Annotated in this window: 20 protein-coding genes; 5 read left to right on the forward strand and 15 right to left on the reverse strand. The window is 50.0% G+C overall.

The window, feature by feature from the left end; all coding sequences use genetic code 11:
* Nucleotides 1-180 precede the first annotated feature (180 nt).
* The 3 genes from FGI41_RS16815 to racE all read right to left on the reverse strand — a co-directional run bounded on the left by FGI41_RS16815 (nucleotide 181) and on the right by racE (nucleotide 3,493).
* A complete protein-coding gene (locus FGI41_RS16815; RefSeq protein ID WP_255298512.1) occupies nucleotides 181-1,644 on the reverse strand; it encodes a hypothetical protein in 1,464 nt (487 codons plus the stop codon).
* Between the two features lie 131 nt (nucleotides 1,645-1,775).
* Entirely contained in the window at nucleotides 1,776-2,426 is a 651-nt protein-coding gene (gene trhA / locus FGI41_RS16820) for a PAQR family membrane homeostasis protein TrhA (RefSeq protein WP_255298513.1), read from the reverse strand.
* A gap of 245 nt (nucleotides 2,427-2,671) precedes the next feature.
* Complete coding sequence (racE, locus tag FGI41_RS16825; RefSeq protein ID WP_139491734.1) at nucleotides 2,672-3,493, reverse strand: glutamate racemase; 822 nt, start codon at nucleotides 3,491-3,493, stop codon at nucleotides 2,672-2,674.
* Nucleotides 3,494-3,649: 156 nt separating this feature from the next.
* Here racE and FGI41_RS16830 point away from each other — a divergent pair, with 156 nt between their 5' ends.
* Both FGI41_RS16830 and FGI41_RS16835 read left to right on the forward strand, forming a co-directional pair.
* On the forward strand, nucleotides 3,650-4,600 hold the full coding sequence (locus FGI41_RS16830) for a superoxide dismutase (protein ID WP_139491514.1): 951 nt from the start codon (nucleotides 3,650-3,652) through the stop codon (nucleotides 4,598-4,600).
* A gap of 189 nt (nucleotides 4,601-4,789) precedes the next feature.
* The gene (locus FGI41_RS16835; protein ID WP_139491515.1) at nucleotides 4,790-5,944 is read left to right on the forward strand and encodes a HupE/UreJ family protein; all 1,155 of its coding nucleotides are present in this window, start codon (nucleotides 4,790-4,792) and stop codon (nucleotides 5,942-5,944) included.
* Here FGI41_RS16835 and FGI41_RS25080 read toward each other — a convergent pair.
* The 12 genes from FGI41_RS25080 to FGI41_RS16885 form a co-directional block, all read right to left on the reverse strand.
* A complete protein-coding gene (locus FGI41_RS25080) occupies nucleotides 5,936-6,085 on the reverse strand; it encodes a hypothetical protein (RefSeq protein WP_176560319.1) in 150 nt (49 codons plus the stop codon). The two genes, FGI41_RS16835 and FGI41_RS25080, sit on opposite strands and share 9 nt — an antisense overlap.
* Nucleotides 6,086-6,400: a hypothetical protein gene (locus tag FGI41_RS16840; RefSeq protein WP_255298515.1), complete on the reverse strand. Its 315-nt coding sequence runs from the start codon at nucleotides 6,398-6,400 to the stop codon at nucleotides 6,086-6,088. It abuts the gene before it with no gap.
* Nucleotides 6,401-6,668: 268 nt separating this feature from the next.
* A complete protein-coding gene (locus FGI41_RS16845; RefSeq protein ID WP_139491516.1) occupies nucleotides 6,669-7,487 on the reverse strand; it encodes a baseplate J/gp47 family protein in 819 nt (272 codons plus the stop codon).
* The gene (locus FGI41_RS16850) at nucleotides 7,475-7,687 is read right to left on the reverse strand and encodes a hypothetical protein (RefSeq protein ID WP_139491517.1); all 213 of its coding nucleotides are present in this window, start codon (nucleotides 7,685-7,687) and stop codon (nucleotides 7,475-7,477) included. The genes FGI41_RS16845 and FGI41_RS16850 overlap by 13 nt, the downstream gene beginning before the upstream one ends.
* Nucleotides 7,684-7,995 (reverse strand): hypothetical protein, encoded by a 312-nt coding sequence (locus FGI41_RS16855; RefSeq protein WP_139491518.1) that lies wholly within the window; start codon nucleotides 7,993-7,995, stop codon nucleotides 7,684-7,686. Before FGI41_RS16855 ends, FGI41_RS16850 begins: the two co-directional genes overlap by 4 nt.
* 92 nt (nucleotides 7,996-8,087) lie before the next feature.
* Nucleotides 8,088-8,333: a hypothetical protein gene (locus FGI41_RS16860; RefSeq protein WP_139491519.1), complete on the reverse strand. Its 246-nt coding sequence runs from the start codon at nucleotides 8,331-8,333 to the stop codon at nucleotides 8,088-8,090.
* Nucleotides 8,334-8,675: 342 nt separating this feature from the next.
* Nucleotides 8,676-9,128, reverse strand: a complete 453-nt coding sequence (locus FGI41_RS16865) for an ArpU family phage packaging/lysis transcriptional regulator (protein WP_139491520.1) — start codon at nucleotides 9,126-9,128, stop codon at nucleotides 8,676-8,678.
* A 46-nt stretch (nucleotides 9,129-9,174) separates the two neighbouring features.
* Nucleotides 9,175-9,330, reverse strand: a complete 156-nt coding sequence (locus FGI41_RS25085; protein WP_176560320.1) for a hypothetical protein — start codon at nucleotides 9,328-9,330, stop codon at nucleotides 9,175-9,177.
* A 561-nt stretch (nucleotides 9,331-9,891) separates the two neighbouring features.
* Entirely contained in the window at nucleotides 9,892-11,847 is a 1,956-nt protein-coding gene (locus FGI41_RS16870) for a primary-amine oxidase (protein ID WP_139491521.1), read from the reverse strand.
* A 322-nt stretch (nucleotides 11,848-12,169) separates the two neighbouring features.
* Nucleotides 12,170-13,594, reverse strand: a complete 1,425-nt coding sequence (locus FGI41_RS16875; protein ID WP_139491522.1) for an RtcB family protein — start codon at nucleotides 13,592-13,594, stop codon at nucleotides 12,170-12,172.
* Nucleotides 13,584-14,159, reverse strand: a complete 576-nt coding sequence (locus tag FGI41_RS16880; protein ID WP_139491523.1) for a ribonuclease H-like YkuK family protein — start codon at nucleotides 14,157-14,159, stop codon at nucleotides 13,584-13,586. Before FGI41_RS16880 ends, FGI41_RS16875 begins: the two co-directional genes overlap by 11 nt.
* Nucleotides 14,160-14,678: 519 nt before the next feature.
* Nucleotides 14,679-14,933 (reverse strand): hypothetical protein, encoded by a 255-nt coding sequence (locus tag FGI41_RS16885; RefSeq protein ID WP_139491524.1) that lies wholly within the window; start codon nucleotides 14,931-14,933, stop codon nucleotides 14,679-14,681.
* 232 nt (nucleotides 14,934-15,165) lie between these two features.
* Here FGI41_RS16885 and FGI41_RS16890 point away from each other — a divergent pair, with 232 nt between their 5' ends.
* The 3 genes from FGI41_RS16890 to FGI41_RS16900 are packed head-to-tail and all read left to right on the forward strand — an operon-like array spanning nucleotide 15,166 to nucleotide 18,908.
* A complete protein-coding gene (locus FGI41_RS16890; RefSeq protein ID WP_139491525.1) occupies nucleotides 15,166-16,248 on the forward strand; it encodes an endospore germination permease in 1,083 nt (360 codons plus the stop codon).
* Between the two features lie 3 nt (nucleotides 16,249-16,251).
* Nucleotides 16,252-17,760 carry a spore germination protein gene (locus FGI41_RS16895; protein ID WP_139491526.1) on the forward strand — a complete coding sequence of 503 codons (1,509 nt, stop codon included), beginning with the start codon at nucleotides 16,252-16,254 and terminating at the stop codon, nucleotides 17,758-17,760.
* A 41-nt stretch (nucleotides 17,761-17,801) separates the two neighbouring features.
* Nucleotides 17,802-18,908 (forward strand): Ger(x)C family spore germination protein, encoded by a 1,107-nt coding sequence (locus tag FGI41_RS16900; protein ID WP_139491736.1) that lies wholly within the window; start codon nucleotides 17,802-17,804, stop codon nucleotides 18,906-18,908.
* Nucleotides 18,909-18,924: the final 16 nt, after the last annotated feature.

Consider the following 18,924-nt stretch of genomic DNA (forward strand, 5'->3'; position numbering starts at 1 on the left):
CCGTTTTTACAATGAAGAGCGTCTGCAAATCAAATTAAACAAGCTGACCCCTATAGAATACAGGCGTCAGCTTGCGGCCTAACGGCCGGGGTTTTTCTTACTGTCTACAAAATAGGGTCTTGACCACAACATCCATAGCGGTCTTTTTGACGAGTTTTTTTCGCGTTATGGTTGGCTGTCTTACACCTGATAGACAGGCGGCTCTTCTTCGGCTCTGTGATACAGCAGGTGACGATCCAGATTGCCCGGATGCTGGACATACAAAGGGCCCCAGGAAGGATTGCCGTCATGCATCGTCTTGAGCAGGGTAATCATCCGGTCAAAAATGACGTCGATCTCGGCATTCTTCGAGACCGCTTCCGTCACGGCGGCAGCGACTACGTGAGCGGCATAGATTCCAGAGCGTTGCGGGGCGGGCAGTGTGCCTGCCGTGGTCAAGAGTGGACGCAACAGAGCGACGATCCGCTCGTCTTTGTTTCTCCAGTTCTGAATCTCATCAAGACTATGGTACTCGAGGCTCGCGAGCTTGCCCTTCATGATCGTGGTAGCGACAATCTTGGCGGAACGCTTGGCTTCGTCTGTATTGACCGCGACACCATTCAAGCGGATGGTGGTGAGATCCTTGTCAACCTCTTGTTCAAGCAGTCGCTTCCATTCACGCGCCTGACTGAATCGAAGCATGCCGACTGCATAGGCTCCCATATATCCCCGCAGGATGTCGGCTGGATGCGGGTCAGATGCAGGTCCGCTGTTGCGCAGCGCTGGTTTGGCGGCATAAGCCGCGTTCAGCCCACGGAAATATCCGATCAAACCGACTGCTGCCGCCGGACCCAAGTTAAGAATTCCTAAAATATCAGAAGCCGTTTCATCAATCCGGGTGGCCCAATACTCAGCCAGATCATTGCCCGCATTCTGCTCCAACAGTGCGCTTCTGACTTTGGCGGAGAGCTCTTCTAGCAATCCCTCATCGGCGTGCAGGATATCATGTCCGGTCACCTCATGCGGAATCGCCGACCACGCTAAGAGACCCTGAGTAGCATTGACTGGTGGAAGATTCACAATGGCTGCTTCCAGACCAAAAACAGAGGTAGCGTCAATCGGCCATGTATACGGGCCGAACTCGGGACGTCCCCATTTGCCCAGCGCGGGGATGATGCTGTGATCCGGCGGCTTCACACCGCGACGGTCCTCTGCACTCAAGAAGCCGTCGTACAAGTCGCTGATCACCTCTTGGAAGGCATCGGTGGCTCTCTCCTGATAGCCTTCTCCGTTCTGCAGGATCGCCTGCGCGATGTCAAACATCAGAGCGGCTGCCCCCTCTCTGTGCGGATCGCTTACCAATACGTCCCGAAACCCGTCTGGCCCGAGCTGATCAAGCGTCTGGATAAACGGATTGACGACAGACTCACGGTAGATCGGTGGGAACTTCGCACGTACCGCTTCGAGTCTGCCGCGCAATTGGTGAAAATCGGTCGGGTCAGCAGGCTCCGTGATGCTGCTGTTGAGGGTGGCTCGTCTGACTTCTTCGACGCAATTGGCCAGATTAGAAATGTCGGGTCGGCTGATCAGAATGGCTTCATGGGCTGCGGCAAGAGTTGCTTCATCTGCTCCAAGCATGTTGTTTCTGTTGATGGTTCCTTGCATGTTCAATGCACCTCCACCTACATCTTTCTCAGCATTCCGTCTTTTTACAAATGGTTGTTTTTTACAGGTGATCCTGCCTCATACAAAAACCCTGCCAGGCTGATCAGCACAAGGCAGGGTCGAGTGATTGGTTATGAGATTGGCATCACATAGATAAAGATCATCAGAAAATGAAGCAGGGTTCCGGTCGCGACGAAGATATGGAATATTTCATGGAAACCAAACTTATTGGGGATAAAATTAAGCTTCTTGGTTCCATAGATGATGCCGCCGATCGTGTAGGCAACACCCCCTGCAATCATCAGCACAATCGCTTCCACCGGCAGGCTCTGTACCAGCTTGGCAAACGGGACGACGGCGATCCAGCCGAGTGCCACATAGAACACGGTGGAGACGGAGCGAGGCAGGTTCATGAACCAGATTTTCATGGCAATTCCGATAAAGGATAAGACCCAGACTGCGATCAGCATGGTCCATCTCCACGCGCCTTCCAGTCCGTAGTACAGTACAGGCGTGTAGGTTCCCGCGATCAAAAGGAAGATAGCCATATGGTCGATTTTTCGCAGGACGAGCTCTTTTTCCGGGGTGGTGCGAATCCAGTGATAGATGGTGCTCGCCCCGTACAGGATGATGACGCTCGCACCGAAGATCGTCATGGTGATCAGCTTGGACGGATTCTGGTACGATTCGAGGATCAAGAAGACGAGACCGACGATGCCTGCGAGGAATGGGACGAAGTGGGTCCAGGTGTTGACTGGTTCTTTCATCTTTAAAAATTTCATGGGGTGAGCCTCCTGTGCATATAGATGGGTTCTATAAGATGACCGAAAAATGGAGTACATGGAATGTTGGATGGTATTTCGCTAATCATAACACAAACCCATGCGAGGCAGTCCCTGCAAATTGCAGTTATATTGTGACGATTTCATCAGGGCTCGAAGGAGAGCGCAAAAACGCCCCACAAAGCCCTTCCTCATGTCCCAAGGCTTCATGGAGCGTCTTTGTTTTCCATCAATCCGTTCCGAATCTATAGAAAAATCCCTTCCAAATCCCGTTTCTCCACCTTGATCTCTACCCCGAGCCACTCTTCCCCGGTTGCTTTGAACATCTCAGCATCGCCGCTGGTGTAGAACAGATGCTCAGGCAACAGCAGACAGCCGTGATCGGCGGCATGGATATCCTGAATCGACAGAAGCGTGGACAGCTCGCGCGCGGTCTCTTCGGCTGAGCTGATCAGGGTGACCTCATCGCCGAACACCTCTTGGATCAACGGGGCAAGCAGAGGATAATGCGTACAGCCGAGGATCAGTGTGTCGATCTCTTCGTATTTGAGCGGGGCCAATGTCTCGTATACTATCTGTCTCGCTTCTTCGGTATGAAGCATGCGGTTCTCTACCAGTGGGACGAAGGGTGGACAGGCGAGGCTGACGACGTACAGGTTGGGATTGATGCGGCGCAGGGCTTTTTCGTAGGCGCCGCTCTGTACGGTCATATTGGTGCCGATAATGCCGATCCGACCTGTGCGTGAAGCAGAGATAGCGGCACGTGCGCCCGGCTCGATCACGCCCAAGACAGGCAGTTGGGTGGATTGGCGCACTTCATTGAGCACGACAGCAGCAGCGGTGTTGCAGGCGATGACGAGTGCTTTCAGATCGTATTGAAAAACGTAGCGGATCATTTGGTTGGTGAAGGTACGGATTTCTTCGGAGCTGCGCGGGCCGTAGGGGCAACGGGCATTGTCGCCGAAGTAGACGATCCTCTCCTGCGGCAGCTGTCGCATCACTTCCCGTGCGACAGTCAGACCGCCGACACCTGAATCAATAATCCCGATCATTTTTTTTGGACTCATCATGAATATCTCCTTTTTTAGGGGGCGAAATGACAGAAGCATTTCTTCTGATTACGATATGCAATCGGTTTTCGGCCGTGTACCGGACGTGACATACACCCATTAGGCTCCTGTTTCATATCGATATAGAAGAAGATACGAAAGAGGAGGAGTAGGATGAACCAGCCGTTGCAACATCTGATGGACTGGAGTGAGTGGGGACGCCAATGGGTGCAGTATTTGCGCAACAACCCGGAGATGTCTGCCCACAAAAAGCATTTGGTCAAATTCGAGGCCGCCTTTACCGAGATTGGACGCAGGGCGGCGCATGGGCTGACCAAGGATGGCGGCAAGAGCGTGGCTGAGCCGGAGATCCGCCACCTGACGGCACAGGCGGAGGACGTACAGACGAATTTTCATCAGTTTCTGCGTCTGGTGCAGGATTCCCGCTATGAACCGGCCAGTGGATGGCTTCGACTCGGTTCAGAAGAGAACCATCCGACCCCAGAGGAACCGGTACCCACAGGCGAGCATAAGCTGCCTCCTCTGCCCTATTCGTATGACGCGCTGGAACCCTATATCGATTCAGAGACGATGCGGCTGCACCATGACAGACACCACAAAAGCTATGTAGACGGACTGAACAAAGCCGAGCAGATGATGGCGCTCGCCCGTTCAACCAATGAGTTCGACTTAATTAAGCACTGGGAGCGCGAAGCAGCCTTCCACGGTGCGGGCCACTACCTGCATACCCTCTTTTGGAACATCATGAGTCCTGGTGGAGGCCGTCTCTCCCAAGGCCCGCTGCTCACGCAGATCAACAACGATTTCGGCTCCTTCGACGCATTCAAGCGTCACTTCTCCAAAGCAGCGGAGACCGTAGAAGGCGGCGGCTGGGCTCTTTTGGTCTGGTCGACTCCAGCCAGACGATTGGAGATCCTGCAGGCCGAGAAGCACCAGAACCACAGCCAATGGGAGAATGTCCCCCTGCTCGTGCTCGACGTCTGGGAGCATGCCTACTATCTGAGCTACCGCAATAACCGTCAAGCCTATATCGATGCTTGGTGGAACGTCGTCAACTGGTCATATGTCGAACAGCGCTTCGAGCAGGCACAAGGCACACCCTGAAGCAATAAACACAGATTCACTGACAAGAAAAAGAGCAACACCACGGCAAATGGTGCTTGCTCTTTTGTATTGTACTGCAAAATTCGACCATTTTCTATTAGCCAAAATATAGTAAACCGATATATAATTAATAACATGTAAGAACATTTGGAATAAATGATAAAAAAACAAATGTAAGGAGGTTCGCCTATGCAACGCCCACTCTCTTGGCTCTTATCGCTTCTTCTCTGCTTCGTGCTCCTCACCCCGCAAGCGGCCTTGGCACATCCATTGAGTACAAGCTTCAGTGACATATCCATCTCGCCGTCTGGTGTAGATCTGTCGTTTTCCATTGACGATCTGTCTGTCATCGAGCTTCTGCCTGATGTGGATCTGAACAAAGACAACCTGATCGACGACAACGAACGGATGGCCGCCACCACACAAATCGGTGATCTGGTCATCACCAACCTGTCCCTCTTCCTCGCTGATGAGATGCAATCCCCGATGGTACAAGCCGTAGAGAAGTCCGAGAAAAAAGGTAAGCCATTCATCACCGTCAAGCTGCTTTATTTGGACGTGAAACCCGATATCGCCATCAAGCTCCAAGATGATTTCTACACCTCAAACCAAAAGTCCAACTACGTCAACATGGTCTCCATCCGCGCTGGACAAGACTTCTCAGAAGCTATTCTGAAAGATTCCAACCGAGTATGGGAAAGCGTCATCAATCCGAAATGGGTCGCCGCAAGCACAGATGCTTCTGCCGCTGGGACGGCAACCGGAGAAACTGCGGAAACGGCCGGGTCGCATGAGACTCCTTCTACCTGGTGGGCATTCTTTACCCTCGGGATGGAGCATATCCTGTTCGGTTATGACCACCTGCTGTTCCTGTTTGCCCTGATCCTGTGCAAGCAGAGCTTCCGTCAATATCTGTCGATCATCACCTCGTTTACCATTGCACACAGTATCACACTGACACTGGCCGTGCTTGGCTATATCAACGTACCGGAAAGATTCATCGAACTCGCCATCCCGATTAGCATCTGCTGGGTCGCCATCGAGAATATTATCCGTGATAAAGTGAACCACCGCTGGACGCTCACCTTCTTCTTCGGTTTGATCCATGGGATGGGCTTTGCCGGGATTTTGCAGGAGATGACGATTCCGAAGAGCCATATGATCACATCGCTGCTCAGCTTTAACCTCGGGATCGAGGTGATTCAGCTGACCCTGATTGCTATCATCCTTCCGATTCTGTCCCGCCTGCAGGGATTTGCCCAATACAGACGCGGGGTAAGCATCGCCTCAACCGTCATTGTCGTATTGGGTGGGTTTTGGCTGTTTCAGCAGATTTTAGGATAGTCGTATGAAAACAAAAAAAGCAAGCAGAACGGCCTGGGTACAAAAGGCTCGTCTGCTTGCTTTTTTGGTGTTGAAATTCCATTTATCATCGTTACCTACGGCTACCCAGTTGACGATCCAATCGGTCCGTTGATAACTCATCTACGCGCTCACCTCCATTTTCAATGTAAAAACAAAAGCGACGAGCAGACCGCTGTCTCCTTTTGTAATCGTGGTTGGTTTGATCGCCAGCACCGAGCCGTCAGAGTCTAAGAGACTGACGTTCTCTACCTGACCTTGTGCCTCGACATCATTGAGATAGACGTAGCTGGTCACTTGGTTCTCGGTAATGACGGTTTTGTGGATCGGGTAGATATACTGCTGGCCGTTCACCTTCACCTGCGCGTGACGGATATGTCCGCTCAGGTCGAGTAACAGCCGCTCCATTAACAAGGGTTGTATCACTGTTACTGTCAATCCCTACACCTCCTGTTTCGAATAAAATGTATTGGTAAGCGGATATTCTCCCGCCGCTGTTCGATGCTGCTATTCTCGATGTCGCCAAAGTAAATCCAGTCCCAGATATCCAGCCCACATGCAGGGGAAGGGAGCAGAAACTGCTCCCCCAATTCTCAAATCATGGCCTTCTGGTATTCTGTCTCATCGCCCGACACCGTAACGTGCTTGATCGCCACTTGGTTTTCATACCAATACGGCGGCAGCTGCTCCCGATATCGAAGCGGGATCATGGGGATACTTCCAGATCAAGCGTTGCCACTACTTTTTCCGGTACGTTGACATTGTCGGTTCCACCATTGAGCACATACTCGTGAAAATCAGTCACACCGTCAACGAAGAAGAGCGCCCCGATCTGTTGGTACACGATCAGTGAGCGCCCTTTGATGTAGTCTCGTATGCGTTTGGCAATCAATTGAATAGCGGAGTCACGTTTGCCGGCATCACTGAAGGTAAGCTTGACCGCCACCTTCAACGGATAGACCGGAGCCGGATGGCAAGCGAGATCATGTCCTACGATTCGGCGGCTGATCCACAGCACCTTGCGTACCTCTTCGGCCACCTCCTCTGAGACTGGCTGGCCGTCTGGATCGGTCAGGTACAAGTCGATAGACAGATCATTGCGCTCTTTTTCGATTGCGACCGCATTGCCGACACCCGGCACCATACGCGCCCAGACCTCGTAATCCGCACGACGGCCATTGCCTTCTTCGGTGCGGGTACGCTTCAAGATACGTTCGCGGTAGGTTTCGTCGTCTTCTCCCTCTTTACGCGTCAGGCCATCCCGATTTCCATGGGCATCCAGATACTCCCCCTCAGCTCGGACCAGAAAGCCTTGCAAAAAGGCATATTCAAGCAGCTGCTGGTTCTCGCTGATCTCCTCGGCGAATGGATACCACAAATCATAGAAAAACTCGCCTTCTGCTGTCGCCGGAGGAGTCTCTCCGCGCGCTTCATACAACGCTTTGGCACGATTGGCCATCCGTTGGTAGACTTGATCCGGTGTTTCCCGCAAAATCGGCATTTGCGGCTTGTTCATCTTTTCCATACATCCACTTCCATTCTGGTCTCGCCACGCATCCCGAGTACGGACAGCGTGTGTGTGACCCTGTTTTGTTCAAAGCGTACGTCCTGCACATCGGCCTGTTCGATTTCACTGTGTGCCTCAAGCGCCTCCTGGATCTGGCAAAAATCAGCTGCAGCGCTTGTTGCACGGCTATCCCCTCCCTTCTTCCATAACAGATTCATCTGGTATTGCCCGCTTTAGGATCGTTATGCACCACAGTCACAGAGCGTGTCCACGGAATTTTCGACAATTCGGTGAGTTGCTTGGAAGCGATGTCGGAAAGGTTTTTCTCTTCCCCTGCATCGATTACCTTGTGCATTCGACCGATTTGTTTGATGAGCGTCAGATTTTCTTTTGTGACACTGGACGCGAACTGCTCTTTGTTGTATATCTCGATGGTGACAGTGGTGAAAACCTTCTCGGTCGACTCGCCATAGGTACTGCCGCTCCGGATAGCGTTGGCCCGAAAAAGCAGGGCAGGAAAACTCAATTCCTTCCCGCACCATCAGGCTGGTCTCAATGAGCATAAGAAAACCCGCAGCGGCGAGCGGCGGGGTATTGGAGATTCATATGGCAGGTTTTTTAGCTATCGATATCAGCCCCACTGATGACAGAGAACATCATAGTAAAATGATGGCTGATGAGTGTTGCCGGTGTTCCGGAGGTTCTCCCTGTAAAAGGTACGTTCTCCTCGATCACCAACGCGGTATCCCCTAATTTGACCGCTTGCTTCACAAGATCGAGTTCGACGGTCTTCTCTACCAGTTCGTTTACACGGGCTACGGACAGTTTGTGTGTGCGCTTGGTCGGCACATGTATGATAACCATTTCTTTTTTCCCCGGCTCTGCCGTGCTGTTCTGAATTGAGATGCACAGTTCATTCCCTCCAAGTCCCGGATATTTGGCTAACTGTTCCAAAGCACACGGCCTATTTTTAGCAAAATACGTTCCTTTGGCTTTCGCCATTAATTCGATATAGAAATCCTGTCTTTGGCGTAACTAAGTTTGTGGCGCGCAAACCAAACACATGTTCGTAATTTCCTACCGTATTATCTTACCACCCTTTTTCGGAAAATGTGTCTCACCCCCGACTCATCATCGTATCAAAACCGTATCATTTTCCTCTCACCCTCCCTTCCCTTGGCAGGTAATAAAAAGAGAGAGCAGATCTTACTCCGCTCTCCCATTGGTATACACTTCCAGTTTTAATGAAACGGCCAGCTTATAAAACGCCCGCGAACGAATCCGATAGTATGTCGCGTGCGCCAAGCACAGTTCGGTATAGGTCTCAATGTCGGTACGGTCATCATCGTCAAACCAGCGCATCATGATGATGTCCCGTTCTTTTTTGCCCAGCCGCTCCACAGCAACCAGCACACCTCTCACATGCTCCCGACGTCTCTGTTCGATATCCACGTTCTGCACTGCTGTGGATTCAGTGGTACTAAAAAACTTATTGGTCACCGAACGGGGAGTCGCCGAGTAATTCACCACCGTACTCGTCTCCAGATCTGGATGAAAACCCATACGGATAAAATCCCGCGCCAGATCCAGCGCTTCCCGAACCTTTCTCTCCGTCTTAATCTTATCCATCTGCGGAAGCAATGATGACATAGGGTACATATAGAACCTCCCTCTTAGCTGTTCGTGTGTTCGTATTTCTTACAACCTAGGAAACGGACACGGTCCACTGCTGCTGCCGCTCAAAATAGCCCCATTCTTCAATTAACTCAGGTGTCGTAATCTCTTCAAGCGGTCTGCCATTTCGCTCACGGATGCCATACGCAGCAAAATTGTGCAAAATCACATGACGGATCAAATTCATCTACTCTTCCTCCCAACCTGTACCGATATAAATAGAGATAGCCTTATGTGATAGCCGATCATGATGTTCGACCATGTAGCGATCATATATACGAACAAACGTTCTATATTTATTATCCATCTTTTTGACAGCAAAAGCAATTAGAAATTCAGGAAAATCGGGGAGAATTATTTTCCTTTATTTCGTGTTGGGGAGAGACGGGGGCTGGCAGTCTGCTCGCCTTCTTTGCGCCCTGCAAGGGGGAGAATATACTGTCCGCTGCGAAAAAGCCAAACGTGCTGTTCGGGTCAAAAAGGGTTCGAAGAAGCCTATTCGAACGGAGGGGTTTGCCCCTGAGCAGATACTAAGAGGTAGGGGCACGTTTGGCTTTTTCGAAGCTGAGCAGGGAGCAAAAGAGGCTCGCTGCCTGCCAGCCCCCGTCTCTCCCACCAGCTGTAGATAAAGGCAAATCAAATTCAAAAAAACATAATAATCTGCAACAAAAAGCCCCTCTTACCCGTCTGTAACACGAGTAAAAGGGGCTTTTCCGCAGTTCTATAACGATTGCTCGGTATTCATGAATTAATGGCAGCTGTGGGAACTCCCTACGGCATTGCCCTTTTTCACCATGCTGTTGCATTTTTGCGGGTTCGGCGGTACGTCTAGACCTGGGTTTTTCTCGAAGAAACCGGATGGCTTGAGCATGAAGCCGATGTAGGCAGCTGGCATGACCGGCCAGTCTTCTGGACGTGGGATGTGGTGATGACCCATGGTGTACCAGACGACGAGGTCGGTATTTTCGATGTTGCGGTCTTGTTGTACCCATTTTGGCAGACCGTCGCCACCAGCGTGTTGGTTTGGATAATCACCAGCAGCGTAGCGTTCTTTTTCATCAAAAGGAGTTACCCACATGTGGTGCTTGATGAAGCCTGCACGTTTCATCAGGCTGGATTCTTCATGAGCGAATGGGAAGCAGTTCTCACCCGGCACAAGACGGTAGCCCACTGGTTCGCCCACGTGGTTTTTCACGTTCGGGTTGACGAACTTCCAGTATTTTTGGTTGTGCAGATCAAGGTCACCTACCGCTTCTAGCTCATTGCGAAGCGGCTTGGTTACGGTATAGAAGGCGTTGCCGAATGGATTTTCTGGTCCCATCGGCTCTGCTTCGGTGTGGATCTGGTAGACTGTGTTGTTTGGACCGTCCAGGTTGAAGTCCATCCGCATGTTAAAGAAGTGCTGGTGGTTGAAGCCGAGCAGCTGTGGAGCCAGCAGAGAACCGTATTTGTTTTTCTCACCCGGTGCGACGGCAGAGGTGAACAGAAGACCTGTCAATTTGACTTGGAATTCGATGTTGCCGTCTTGATAGAAGTACCAGAAGAAGCCGTACTCATAGTTGCCGACCGTAGAAATCGAGGACAACACCAGACGGCGGGAACGGCGGACATCTACGCTTTCATTGCGCCAGTCCGTATGCTTCCAGAGAATTCCGTAATCTTCTTCGTGAAGGCAGATCGCATTCGGAATCTCGACGACTTCCCCTTTGGAGTTGTTGAGATACGCGTCGAAATAACGGATTTCACCCAGGCAGTCGCAGCCCAGACGCAGTGAGTTAGCAAGCATCCCAATGCCGTATTCACCTACGTCAAAAGCGTTTTGGCGGCTGTGTACAGGGCTTGGGTCCGCATACGGTACAACCATCTCAGACAGGGATGCACGATAGAGAATCGGGCGCTCTTTGCCTTGATCGTCATAGGTTACCTGATGGAGTACCAGACCTTCGCGATAGTTAAAGCCGAAGCGGATGCTCCATTTTTGCCATTTGATCTCATGTCCCTCGATGGTGAAGCTCGGACCATCAGCCTGTACGACTTCCAACGGCTTCAAATCTTCACGGACAGGCACATATTTGGTGGTATAGTTGCCATCAGTTGGCGGGATTGGCAGTACGCCGTAATCCTCTACTTTGATGACTTCTTTTTTATTCATATCTACATAAGTAACGATCCCCTCAAGCGGATGAGCGTACCCATTGTCGTCAGAAAACATTTTTAACCAAGACATGGTCCGAAGAATCCGTCTTCCTTCCTCTTCCGGAACTCCGAAATGACCCGCAGACCAAGGCTCAACCATCACCATGTCCGTATTGTCGATGCCACGGCGTTTCAGTGCGTCGAGGTATTCCTGGCTGGCTTTAACGATCTCTTCACACTCCAAGAATTCATCGAGCATAACAGACGGCTGTATGCCTGGACGTGGAGTCCAAGATTTCACTTTCTGGTCAGTCAGTGATACGACTGCTTCATAGGTGGTTTCTTCGGCATTGTCAAGAACGACTACAAAAGCTTCACGATGAATTGGATCACCTTTTTTGAAGGAAAAAACCGTACTCTTAGGTGGCTCGTGCAGGGTAACCGCGACGAAACGGGCCTTTTCGCTGAGTTGTTGTTTTTCACGCAGGATAGCCACTGCCTGCTGAATCTCCTCAGCGGTCAACGGCTCCAACGGATGGAGTACAAGACTCGTTTGTTGTTGTTGCATGATTTTCACTCCTTCAAATTTTGGGATAAGCCGGAAATGTAACTACAAAAGCCGACATTTGCCTATCTTTTACTGCAATTATACAAGAACTGTAACAATTTAGTAATGTATGAATTACAAAATTATGTACATTATACACATTATTTATAATAATGTATTACATATAATAACAAGTATTGGTAGGATTGAACAACAGAAAAAAGTCCCAAGTCCTCCTTCGATTTCGTCTTTCTTCTATATAAATAGGAAAAGATCAAAACCTCTCTTCTCCGAATCGGAAACAAGAGAGGTTTTTTCTGCGTGTCGGCTCTGTCCGTTGATGCTAGATTCCTTTGACCACGGCCATTGGTTTACACTTGGCGACGACAGATGCGAGCTTGGCACCGACGATGCTGTCGATGATCTGGTCGACGTCCTTGTAGGCTTGCGGACATTCGTCAAGGATTCGCTCCAGCGTACGGTGGTTGACGAGGATCTCATCCTCTGTGCCGACTTTGAGCGATTGTTCGAACTCATCCACCTTGACGGCTTCCCGAGTGGCACGGCGGGAGCGGATACGTCCGGCTCCATGGCAGATGGAGTAGAAATTTTTCAGACCGTGTTCGGAGCCGAGCATAATGTAGGAGGACGTGCCCATCGAGCCTGGGATGAGAGCGGGGTGACCCGTTTCTTTGTAAGCGGCGGTGTTGAGATAGTGACCGGCCGGAAGAGCACGAGTCGCTCCTTTGCGGTGTACCAGCATCGGCTGCTCCCGGTGGAATTCCTTGAGCGCGTAGTTATGCATCAGGTCATAGAGCACCGGCACCTCGCATTCACTGCCAAACACATCGCGGAATGCTTCCCGCACCCCGAATGCGATCATATGACGGTTGGAGACGGCGAAGTTGAGCGCGGAGTACATCAAGTGCAGATAACGCTGGCCTTCTGTCGAATTGATCGGTGCATAGATCAGGTTCGGGTCTGGATTGGTGACGCCCCAGCTGTGCATCGCTTCGCGCAGGGTTTTGGTGTATTCACGTCCAAGCATCGCCCCCCATGCACGGGAACCAGAGTGGATCATCACGATCACCTGACCGTCGAACATCCCCCACTTGGCTGCCAGCTCACGGTTGGACTCGTCGATCTCTACATACTGGATCTCGCAAAAGTGGTTCCCGCTCCCGAGCGTCCCCAGCTGTCCGTGGGCGTTTTTCTTGATTTTTCCCGGCAGATGCTCCAGAAAGCTGTGATCGTATCGGAATGTAGACTCCTCCACATGTGTCAGCCACCGCTCATCCGGTACGTATGAGGCTGGCAGACCGTGCAGGCCGTGCTGCACGACATCCATGATATCGATATCCGCGTAGTTGGAGTTTTTGCGCTCGTTGGATGGGACATACTTCTCGATCGCATCGATCAGCTGGCGGCGGACTTGTTTGTCTTGGAGATCACGTTTGTGCAGGGGGGTCAAGTGTACACGCATCCCGCACCCGATATCCACCCCCACAATGCTGGGTGAGACGAAGCCATCGCGCATATTCCAGACAGCCGTGGTTCCGATACAGGTTCCCACACCGATGTGCGCGTCAGGGGTGTAGCTCATGTACACATGCCGGGGAATCCGCAGGTTGTTGTCGGCCATGTCATATACTTTTTGTTCGAATGTTTCGAATACGGCATCGTTGGCAAAGACGTGGACGGAGCCGTGTGGCAGCTGCACTTCACGGTGGTTGTTTCCGTGGTATTTGACTTGTCGGTTAGTATCCATATTTGCTCTCTCGTTTCTTGGTAAATTTATTGGCGTAACTGGAAGCTATAGTGGACTCTGGCTTGATTTTCGCTGTCATCCCCATCGATTCTACCCTGCGTACCATCTCCATCACGTACGGGGCAGTCTTATTGCGGACGATATCATCACCCGCATCGATATGGACGAATGCCTCCAAGGAAGCCCCCTGATACACATACGGCAGCACGATGTCTTCCATCTCATGCAGCCTGATGTCGACGAAATGCATCGCGATCTCTTCACTGTAGGCTGTTTCGGTGGATAGCTTCTCTGCTATCGAGTCAAAACGGCGGGGCACGACCACTTTACGGTAGCATGCCCATGCTCCTTTGCCCATCCGCCTAAGCACCAGCCCGGTGATGAAGGTGGTATACCACCGGTGCACTTGGCTGTCTGTTCCGATGCAGAGTTCATACGCGGCCCGGGGATCTTGCTGCATAAAATGAAGCATGCGGGCGTACACGTCTTCCAACGTCATGCGTCTGTTCGTCGTGTTCTGAAATTCTCCGTGATGGATGAGGGTCAGATGATTTTTCTTTTTCATAGTCGTCACCTGTAAAGCAAGGCAGGTTCTCTTCCTTTCTGTGGTGGATTTGTGGGGTGGTCGTTCTGTTCACCTTTTGATGAACGAGATGTAGTTAGAGTAAAAAAGGCTACCGGTCATTCGGCGCAGCTTTTTCTTACCTCCCGAATAGCGTCGTCTCACATGCTTCCTTGCTACCGGTGAATCTAAATGTACGGGTAGCGGGATCGATGTTAGATGCTGGATCTGCTGCGGCCTTAGGGCCATTGGTGCCTTTACAGCAGAATGGGAGGGATAAGAAAAAGCTACCGTCCATGACAAGTAGCCTTTTGGTTCACATATGGTGTGATTGGCGGGCGACGGAATCATTCTGTCCGTTCGATCGCGCCGTGGTGTGGATACAGGGATACCGGGTAAGAGTAGGTTGGACACGTCATCTGCTCCCGCGTCAACGAATTGAACGTGAAGGATGCGGTACTGGGTACGCAGTGTCAGCAGAACTGTCCAAGTCTTAGCAGGATTGTACAGGTATTGATAGGACTACAACCACTGCCGTGAGACAATGCCCGGCTTTTCCAAAAAGCTACGGTTATGAAGTTGGAGGTACGTCTTGAAAAGTCTGTTTTCATCATTCTTATGACGATTCAGCGCGATGTTGTCTAAATGATGATCACGCTGGCCGATTCGTTCGCCGCGTTGGATGGATTCTCGTGTCCGAAGCTGGCGCTCTATGTTTTGGTTAGGCTGGTTCCATGCCAATTGATCCAAGCCGATACGAATTGGGGACTTTCTCATGACATACACTCTCCTTTCTTGGTCGTAGCCTTTCTGGACTTACATCCATGTAGTGTTCGCTCACCCATGAATTTTGTATAAAGTTATCATCAGTCTATGATGTTGTCAACCACTTTTTTCCTTTCATAGCCTCGATCCTATTCATAACCAAAGGAATCTATATGGTTTTTATGATTATTTTCACTGAACATGGTACAAATTATCACGTATACATAACTCTGGGAGGACGATCATGGTTTCTCGTATTTCTTACTTCCAACTGATGTTCGTAATCCTTCTGTCCAATGGTTTGACCAACCATGTCATCATCATCCCGGTCCTTTTGGATGTAGCGAGGAGAGATTCTTGGCTTTCCGTGCTCGCTGCTGGGGTCATCTATCTGATTGGTCTTGTGGCTATTTACTATCTCTACAACCGGTTGGGACAAAAACCACTGATCGAATGGCTGAAACAAAAATATCCCCCTGCGATTACCTACTTCGTCACGATCTTGCTTGTCTTATACGCTTCTGTACTATGTTACATTACCGTTAAAGATACAGTCACTTGGGTTAGTATTTCTTTTTCTCCAGCAACACCCGTCTTTATCACGACCTCGTTTTTTTTATTCGTCTGTTATATGAACTCGGTGATGGGGATTCGCTCCATTGCGATGACATCTGGCGTCTTGCTTCCTGTTGTGGTTGTCTTAGGTTTCTTCGTGATGTCAGCGAATTTCAAGCATAAGGATTATTCGGCCTTGCTTCCGATTATGGAAGATGGATACCAACTTGCAATACAGGGGATAATTTACTGCGGTGCTGGATTTAGCGAGATCATCCTTCTCTTGCTGCTCACCTCTAAACTTAAGAAAAAAATGACATTTACCAGCCTGCTGTTTCTGGGGATCTGCCTTATTTTTTTAACACTTGGCCCTTTGGTCGGTGCCATCGCCGAATTCGGTCCTGACCTCGCAGCCAAACTCCGTTATCCCGCCTACGAAGAATGGCGGTTGGCCTCATTGGGCGTGTTTGTCGAGCACCTCGATTTCTTGAGTATCTTTCAGTGGTTTAGCGGTGCGTTTATCCGGGTTTCTCTCATGCTCTATCTGGTGGTCGAAGCGTTAGACCTTCCGGCAGGAAAAAAGCGGATATCGGTGCTGACCGGCCTCTATCTCCTTGTTTTTCTGTTGAATCTGTTACCCATTTCTGATATTGACTTTTATCGGGCGTTGGTTTCATTTTTGTTGCCCGGGTTGTTGGGCGTATCCCTTTTTGTTCTGATTCTTCTTCTCGTTCTCTTGTCGGCAAGAAAATCAACTGATGGAGGTACATAGCCTATGCGCATGGACAAACATGACTCTGCTGCCCCATTGACACAGGTTCCTCCCCAACTTGAGAGCCTCACCGTCGAAAGCCTCCAAGAGCTGTTCTATGGCTGTTCTGACGTAAAGATCAAGGAATTTACCATGGGTGATGCAGCTACTCCCCAGCGGGTCGTGCTCATCTATTGTGAAGGTTTAAGCGATGTCATGCATATCAACAAGGACATCTTTCCCCGGTTAAATCATTTGTTCCATCAACATTCCATCCAAAATGCTTCCGACCTTGACCAAAACAGGCCCCTTCCCATGTATCCTCTCAACGATGACCTTGACGCCAATGAAATCGTCGACCGGGTCTTCAGTGGCAATCTGTTGTTGTTTTTTGAGCAACTCTCGTGTCTTTACTGGGCCGAATCATCCGATCCCCCTAAGCGTAATCCAGAGGAAACCAGCACAGATACCTCAATTCGAGGCCCAAGGGACGGCTTTACAGAGGAGCTTATCGTAAACGTCGCCTTGGTACGGAAACGTCTGAAAACACCACAGCTGCATTACGAGCAGTTTATTCTGGGGACTCAATACCATACCGTTGCCGGGCTACTCTATGTGGAGAACCAGATGAGTCAAGATTTGCTCTCCAGCATTCGGCATAAGCTTGCATCCATCAAAATCGAAGGAATCGTCAGTATGACCCAACTAGAGGAATTGCTCACAAATAAAAGATTCCAACTCCTCCCGATCTTTGAATACACCGGAAGGCCTGATTTCGTCGTCAATGCCCTTTTACATGGAAAATTTGTCATTTTGCTTAATGGTTCTCCTACTGCGATCATTGCACCAGTTGATTTCACCTTTCTTCTGAATACGCCCGAGGATGCCGAGAACCCTTTCCTGTTTGTGGCCTTTACCCGGCTTCTTCGGATCATAGGTGTCGTACTTGCCCTGTTTTTACCAGGTTTTTGGGTCTCGTTAATTACGTTTCATCAGGACCAGCTCCCCTATACCTTGATCGCTACTCTGGTCATGTCCAGACAGGGAGTCCCACTTCCAGCCAGTCTAGAGGCTTTTCTGATGCTGTTTTTGTTTGAGCTTTTCCGTGAAGCCGGGTTACGGTTACCATCTGCGGTAGGGCAGACTATCTCCGTTGTTGGTGGATTGATTGTTGGAGAAGCCGCTATTTCAGCAGGTTTAACAGCCCCCGGAATCCTTGTGATCATCGCGATTTCCGTGATGTCCACATTTACTTTGGTCAATCAAAACCTGGTATCGGCTGTCGTCCTCCTGCGTATTGTCACCATGTTGATCTGCTCATTCCTCGGGTTGTTCGGATTCATGATGTGCATTATGGGTGTCCTGGTCTATTTCACAAATGTCCGTTCGTTTGGGGTGTATTATTTTACTCCGATCTCCCCATTTATCCGCTCTGATATATATAAGACGATCTTTCGGATTCCGTGGAGATCCAATTATGAGAAACCTGATTCATTGAATCCGACTTTTGCAAAGGAGGGAAAAAAGAAGTGATTCGCAGGCACCCGCACGCGTTCTATCCGCTAATCATATGTATGTCCCTGATTCTTAGCGGATGCTGGAATATGAGAGAGATTGAGCATCTCATCTATATCAACTCGATTGGTGTAGATTACGTCGATAACAAAGTGGTTACCTACTTGCAAATCCTTAGCTTCACCAATATTGCAAAAGCAGAGGCAGGCGGTCAGCGGCAGCCCCAGGTTATCTCTGTGGGAAAAGGAGTCGGGGATTCCTTTGATTCGGCCATCTTTAACTTGTACCCATCCGCAACCCAGCGACTTGCCTGGAGTCAGGTCAAGAGCGTGGTTTTTACGGAGAGAGCGATTAAGAACGGCATCGTCCATGAAGTGCTGGATGAGTTTGACCGCTACTATGAACTGCGCTATACGGTATGGGCCTTTGCCACAAAGGAGCGTATTGAGGATATTTTTGACGCCAAACCTATCTTGAATATTTCCGTACTCTATTCCCGATTAACCGATCCCCAAGACATGTACAGGCAAAACGCGATCCTTCGCCCCATACAGCTGTACCGGTTTGTCTCCATGATCAACGATAAAAACCGTGCTGTTTTACTTCCGTACTTATCCCTTACCGACAAACACTGGGCCGAAAACAAAAAGCCTTTGCCTGAATTGGAGTTGGACGGTGTCTGCATCTTACAAAATAAAAAACTCAAGGGATGTATCCCACGAGAACAATTACCAGGCCTGCGATGGCTGGAACGTAACACGACAAGAAGCGCGATCCCGCTAAAAAAAGGGAAATTGCCTATTGCTTTGGTCGTGCTGGAAAGACCGAAAGCAAAAATCACCCCTACGCTTAAAAACGGAACCCCGGTTTTTGATGTAAAGATCAATGTTTCGGGTTATGTAACAGAGCGTGCCAGCCTGATTCCCCTTTCAGAAATGGAGACCCTCACTGCCAAGAAGATCAAGGAAGAAGTGATAAAAACGTTTCAGACGGGGTTAAAGCATGATGCAGATGTGTTGCAGTTGGGACATCTATTTTATAAGAGACAACCGCACACGTGGAAAAAGCTATCCAAGGATCATACCTTGCCCATCACAGAAAAATCGCTCGCATCTGTCGATGTTCAGGTGAAAATCGTACACGGCGGACTCTCAAAGATGAAGTGATCCTGTAAACGAACAA

The sequence above is a fragment of the Brevibacillus dissolubilis genome (genome assembly GCF_006170445.1).
GTDB lineage: Bacteria > Bacillota > Bacilli > Brevibacillales > Brevibacillaceae > Brevibacillus_B > Brevibacillus_B dissolubilis.

Bases quoted from the DNA above. Each gene is read 5' to 3' on its own strand.
- FGI41_RS16815 (WP_255298512.1), bottom strand. From the start codon at position 1,644: ATGCAAGGAACCATCAACAGAAACAACATGCTTGGAGCAGATGAAGCA.
- trhA (WP_255298513.1), bottom strand. From the start codon at position 2,426: ATGAAATTTTTAAAGATGAAAGAACCAGTCAACACCTGGACCCACTTC.
- racE (WP_139491734.1), bottom strand. From the start codon at position 3,493: ATGAGTCCAAAAAAAATGATCGGGATTATTGATTCAGGTGTCGGCGGT.
- FGI41_RS16830 (WP_139491514.1), top strand. From the start codon at position 3,650: ATGAACCAGCCGTTGCAACATCTGATGGACTGGAGTGAGTGGGGACGC.
- FGI41_RS16835 (WP_139491515.1), top strand. From the start codon at position 4,790: ATGCAACGCCCACTCTCTTGGCTCTTATCGCTTCTTCTCTGCTTCGTG.
- FGI41_RS25080 (WP_176560319.1), bottom strand. From the start codon at position 6,085: ATGAGTTATCAACGGACCGATTGGATCGTCAACTGGGTAGCCGTAGGT.
- FGI41_RS16845 (WP_139491516.1), bottom strand. From the start codon at position 7,487: ATGGAAAAGATGAACAAGCCGCAAATGCCGATTTTGCGGGAAACACCG.
- FGI41_RS16850 (WP_139491517.1), bottom strand. From the start codon at position 7,687: ATGAATCTGTTATGGAAGAAGGGAGGGGATAGCCGTGCAACAAGCGCT.
- FGI41_RS16860 (WP_139491519.1), bottom strand. From the start codon at position 8,333: ATGGTTATCATACATGTGCCGACCAAGCGCACACACAAACTGTCCGTA.
- FGI41_RS16865 (WP_139491520.1), bottom strand. From the start codon at position 9,128: ATGTACCCTATGTCATCATTGCTTCCGCAGATGGATAAGATTAAGACG.
- FGI41_RS25085 (WP_176560320.1), bottom strand. From the start codon at position 9,330: ATGAATTTGATCCGTCATGTGATTTTGCACAATTTTGCTGCGTATGGC.
- FGI41_RS16870 (WP_139491521.1), bottom strand. From the start codon at position 11,847: ATGCAACAACAACAAACGAGTCTTGTACTCCATCCGTTGGAGCCGTTG.
- FGI41_RS16875 (WP_139491522.1), bottom strand. From the start codon at position 13,594: ATGGATACTAACCGACAAGTCAAATACCACGGAAACAACCACCGTGAA.
- FGI41_RS16880 (WP_139491523.1), bottom strand. From the start codon at position 14,159: ATGAAAAAGAAAAATCATCTGACCCTCATCCATCACGGAGAATTTCAG.
- FGI41_RS16885 (WP_139491524.1), bottom strand. From the start codon at position 14,933: ATGAGAAAGTCCCCAATTCGTATCGGCTTGGATCAATTGGCATGGAAC.
- FGI41_RS16890 (WP_139491525.1), top strand. From the start codon at position 15,166: ATGGTTTCTCGTATTTCTTACTTCCAACTGATGTTCGTAATCCTTCTG.
- FGI41_RS16895 (WP_139491526.1), top strand. From the start codon at position 16,252: ATGCGCATGGACAAACATGACTCTGCTGCCCCATTGACACAGGTTCCT.
- FGI41_RS16900 (WP_139491736.1), top strand. From the start codon at position 17,802: ATGTCCCTGATTCTTAGCGGATGCTGGAATATGAGAGAGATTGAGCAT.